3 protein-coding genes are annotated in these 4,835 nt (G+C 57.6%); 1 reads left to right on the top strand and 2 read right to left on the bottom strand.

Translation table 11 applies throughout. The features are described from left to right. Positions 1-188 precede the first annotated feature (188 nt). Positions 189-2,480: a histidine kinase N-terminal 7TM domain-containing protein gene (locus Q0650_RS13250; protein WP_298819712.1), complete on the top strand. Its 2,292-nt coding sequence runs from the start codon at positions 189-191 to the stop codon at positions 2,478-2,480. Positions 2,481-2,974: 494 nt separating this feature from the next. Here Q0650_RS13250 and Q0650_RS13245 read toward each other — a convergent pair whose 3' ends face one another. Together Q0650_RS13245 and Q0650_RS13240 are read right to left on the bottom strand one after the other, a co-directional pair. Further along, positions 2,975-4,519, bottom strand: coding sequence for a nicotinate phosphoribosyltransferase (locus Q0650_RS13245; RefSeq protein WP_298819710.1), 1,545 nt, complete (start codon positions 4,517-4,519; stop codon positions 2,975-2,977). 133 nt (positions 4,520-4,652) lie between these two features. Beyond that, on the bottom strand, positions 4,653-4,835 hold a 183-nt coding region (locus Q0650_RS13240), incomplete at its 5' end, for a hypothetical protein (protein ID WP_298819708.1).

Genomic DNA, 4,835 nt, shown 5'->3' with positions numbered 1-4,835 from the left:
TAGCATATCTGATTGCGATCGACAAGCCGATAGCCGATAGCCGATAGCCGATAGCCGATAGCCGATAGCCGATAGCCAACAGACTCTTATGTTATAAAAATTTGCTTTCGCCGTTTATTCATATAAAGTACAATAATCAGGTGATTCAAACGGGGTTAGAGGTTGCTCTCGCTAAGGTGTAAACAGGCATGGCGGTCATACCCTTCGTTATGATATATCTCATTCCGGCGGTGAGCGCTGCCGCTCTGGCCATACTGATGTGGCAACACCGCTACTATCGCGGCGGACGACCGTTTACACTCTTGTTAGTTGCCATTGCCTGGTGGAACGCCTGCCACGCGCTGAGTATTGCCGATACAACCTTTGAAGGCACTCTCTTCTGGTCATTGCTGCAAAATGTTGGAATTGTGTTGATCGGGCCATGCTGGCTCCTGATCGCGCTCGCCTATTCGGGTGAGTGGTGGCGTGTGCCGCGCTGGATCCGGCGCGGAATCTTCGTTCCTGAATTGGTTGCGCTGGTGCTGGCGCTAACCAACAATCTCCATTACCTCTGGTGGTCAACAGTTGAAGCAGACACCTCGCGTCCGTTCCTCTGGCTTTCGGTAACACGCGGGCCGGCCTTTTGGTTTCACAGTATCTACGCTTATGTTTGCCTGGCGATTGGCATTCTGGTGCTGGCTCGCGCATCCTGGCAGTCGCCGCCTGTCCACCGTTACCATGCGCGATTAATGCTCACGGCTGCATTGATCCCTGCTATTGGGAACGTTGTCTTCTTGAGCGGGGTAAAGATGCCATGGAATGACGATCCCACACCCGTGCTGCTCTTTATCTCGGCAGCCGTGGGTATCTATACCACAATGCGTTATCGCCTCTTCGATCTTGCGCCGCTGGCCGAGCAAGAGGTGATCGCCAGTCTACCCGATGGACTGATCATTCTCGATAGTCGTGGCCTGGTAGCCGAGATCAATCAGCACGCCCCTCGCTTATTGGGTATTAGCAGTGAACGCTGGATCGGACGACCGCTGGCTCAACTGGTGGTCAATTCGCCGTTTGGCCGCGATCTGCAACTACTGCTCACCACTACGGTGACAGCGTCAACACGACCGACCATCTTCGATAACGGCACACAGGCAATCGAAGTGCGCATCCGACCGCTCCAAACGGCAACCGGGATCACCACCGGCACACTGTTGCTCATCCGCGATGTGAGTGAACGGATTCGGGCCGAACAAGAGCGGATCAGTCATATTGCCGCTCTTCGCCTGATCAATGCAATTGCCCGCAGCGCCAATACGGCTCAAGAAACCGGTTCTTTGCTCGATACTATCGCGCGCATGATCGTGCAAGATGGCCAGTGGGAGCGGGTATCGATTGGCTTGATCGGCGAATCACAGACAACTATTACAGTGGTCGTTGATCACACCACTCACGGCATCGGCTCATTGCAAGGTCAGGTCATTGACGGAAATGCGGCAGTCAGCTTGATCAGACGCATTGAGCGCGACCAACCTTCCTTTATCTACCTGACCGAATTAAACGCTGAGGATCCGCTGGCGGAAGGTTTGCGTCGGGAGGGATTGCAATCGTTGCTGCTGGTGCCGTTGCGCCACGAACACTATGCCACCGGCATTCTAGGGCTGGCAACCAACGCGCCCAAGACGATGACCCCCACGCTGGAAAAACTGGCTACTGCGATTGGCGAATTGATCACCGATGCGATTGTGCGAATTCGCCTGTACGAGGAAGTAAAACGCGCCGACCGGCTTAAAACCGGTTTTCTCGCAATGGTCAGTCACGAGTTGCGCACACCGTTGACCTCAATTATCGGTTACACCGACATGCTGCGCCGGGGCGTGCTTGGCGAGTTGAGTCCTGAAGTGCAAGAGACTCTTGGGTATATGAAACAGGCCAGCCTCAATTTGATGCGGCTGATCAACGACATTCTAGAATTTTCACGCATGGAGGCCGGTCAGCTTTCGATGGAGGTTGAGCCGGTTAATGTAGAGGCAATTATTCAAAACGTAGTTGGTCAAATGCTACCCCAGGCTCACGAGCGCAACCTCACTTTAAAAACAAACCTGCTCCCCAACACACCGCGGATCGTAGCCAACGCAGGCCGTCTCGAACAGGTCTTGATCAATCTGATCAGCAATGCGATCAAGTTTAACCGTCCGAATGGCCTGATTGAAATCAGCGTTGAACCGCGCGGAGAATGGCTGCGCATCAAGGTCAGCGATACCGGCATTGGCATCGCGCCCGCAGATCAAGAGCGCATCTTCGAGGAATTTCAGCGTGTCCGGTCGCCGAATGGAAAACGCGAGCAGGGCATTGGCCTCGGGCTTGCGATCTGTCGTCGCCTGATCACCTACATGGGAGGCAGAATTGGCGTTGAGAGCACTCCTGGCGAGGGTTCCACCTTCTTCTGCGACTTACCGACTGTTGCCGCATCACGGATGGTAGGGAAACACGCCGACGCATGACCGTACCCCCGATTCTGTTCTAAGCCGCCATCTCTCTCGCTGCCGGGCAGCGGCCACTCCTGGCGCGCCGGGTGTTACCCGGATTGCCGTCGTGGCGGCGATGCGAGCGAACGAGGTGGTACAACGAATGCGGTCACACCACATTCTCCCACCGATAAGCCCGCCCCACGCACCTTGCTCCCCATCAGCCGGCGCAGTCGCCTAGCCGCCGACATTACTGCCGGCGCTGGTCGGCTCTTACCCGACCGTTTCACCCCTTACCGGTTGCCCGGCGGGACTGTTCTCTGTTGCCGTCTTGCGTCACCAGTCGATTGCTCAACTGGCGCCCTCGCTTGCTGTTTCGCGAGGCAGCCTTCCGCCTTGCGGCGGGCGGGGAGTCGGGAAGTTCCTCTGGGGAAAACCCCAGCGGCGGCTCGTCATGCGTCGGCTTCATTCTTAGTATAGCACACCGGGGAAGAGGTTAGCCCCAACGCGATGGCGCATCGGAAACACTCTTATTGTTGCAATTGCGCAAGCAACTCTTGTTTCAGATCCCACAAACGCTGACTGAGCGAGACGTGGTAAATGTGCGGATTCATAATCCGTCGCACACCGAGATCAAGTCGCTCAACATCAGCATGACGACGGGCCCGCATCTGTTCGAGCGGCAACGGTGCGGCCACCCGACGACCATCAAGCATAGCTGGTTCGAGCAGTGGCTCGATCCCGGTCAGATCGGCGCGCTTTACCGCGCGCTGGCGCGTATGATCGCTTGGATGGCGCAACCGGATCACCTCCTCGCGCATGGGATCTTCGTCTTCAAGCGCAATCAGGTCAGCCGTTGCCTTGCCTCGCTCGTCGTACAGACGCCAGACTCGCTTGAGGCCGGGGTTGGTCAATTTGGCGGCGCTCTCGGCAATTTTAATCGCCGGACGCCATTCGCGCCCATCATGCAATGCAACCAGCTTGTAGACCCCCCCTAACGCTCCCTCGCCGTGTGAGGTAACCAGCCGGGTGCCCACACCGTACACAAGTCGGCGAATGATCGCATCGGCATCGGCATGATAACGCGGCGCTTCCTGGGCAATCTGGCTCCGAATCTGCCAGATCACCAGCTCATCAAGATCGTTCGAGAGCACGATCACGGTATCGGGAAAGCCGGCCCGATCCAGCATGAGCGCCGTCTGAATGGCGAGGTAAGCCAGATCACCCGAATCGAGTCGCACTCCAACCGGCTTATGCCCCTTTGCCCGCAGCTCTTCAAAGACGCGGATTGCATTTGGCACGCCGCTATGCAGGGTATCGATCGTATCTACCAGCAACAGACAGTCATCCGGGTAGACTTCGGCATAGGCGCGGAAGGCATCAAGTTCGCTCATACCGAGCGCCAGGAACGACTGCACCATCGCGTGAGCGTGCGTTCCCCTGGCCGTTTGACCGATCGTATGGGCCAGACCAACATTTGAGGTAAAATCGGCCCCACCGATCAAAGCGGCGCGTGTGCCGGCATTGGCGCCTAACCCCTGCCCGCGGCGCAGACCAAACTCGAGCACTGTGCTCGCCCCACTCGCCTCGCGGATCCGACTCGCCTTTGTCGCCACCAGCGTCTGATAATTGAGATGGTTGAGAAGCGCCGTCTCAAGGATTTGTGCCATCAACAACGGCCCGCGCACGATTGTCATCGGCGCCTGCGCATGCACCACCCGACCCTCCGGCACCGCCCACAGAGAGATCCCGCCGAAATTGCCGTGATTGCGCAGGTAGGCCAGAAAATCTTCGCCGAAAACCGGCTTACCCGCTCGATTACGCTGGCTGCGCAAGACCTCGATTTCATCGGAGCCAAACGAGGCCGTCTCCATCCAATCGAGCAGCCATTCGAGACCGGCAGCGATACAGTAACCGGCTGAATGCAGACCGTAATGCGGCGGCTGGCGAAAGAAATGGTCGAATTGAGCCGTTCGTTCGTGGATACCCATGCGAAAGTAGAGCTGGGCCATGGTGAGTTGATATTGATCGGTGAAGAGGATACCGGTAGCAGTGCGGAGCTGCGCGCCGTTCATAGCAATCCTCGCGATATTAGTGTAATTATCACACTAATATAGCAGGAAGTGAGCGGGTTGTCAACAAAGAAGTGGCGCAGCGCGCCAGCAAAGAGAAACCAGGTTACCGAACCGGAATTCTCCAGGAAACGTGTCACCAATGTGGCGAAGGGCATTGCGCGCCCGTCGCCCTTTGCTCGCGCCGACTACCACCACGCCGACGCCCCGCGCCGTCTGCCTGACCGGTGCGCGCCGCTGAAACCCGCCCCGCGCCGTCTGCCTGACCGGTGCGCGCCCCTGACCCGCCCCGCGCCGTCTGCCTGACCGGTGCGCGCCG

The organism is uncultured Chloroflexus sp., from assembly GCF_937129525.1.
Taxonomy (GTDB): domain Bacteria; phylum Chloroflexota; class Chloroflexia; order Chloroflexales; family Chloroflexaceae; genus Chloroflexus.
This window is presented reverse-complemented; position numbering and strand designations above follow the sequence as displayed.

What these genes read in the sequence shown, in the direction of transcription:
- Q0650_RS13245 (WP_298819710.1), bottom strand. Translation starts at nt 4,519, where the DNA reads ATGAACGGCGCGCAGCTCCGCACTGCTACCGGTATCCTCTTCACCGAT.
- Q0650_RS13250 (WP_298819712.1), top strand. Translation starts at nt 189, where the DNA reads ATGGCGGTCATACCCTTCGTTATGATATATCTCATTCCGGCGGTGAGC.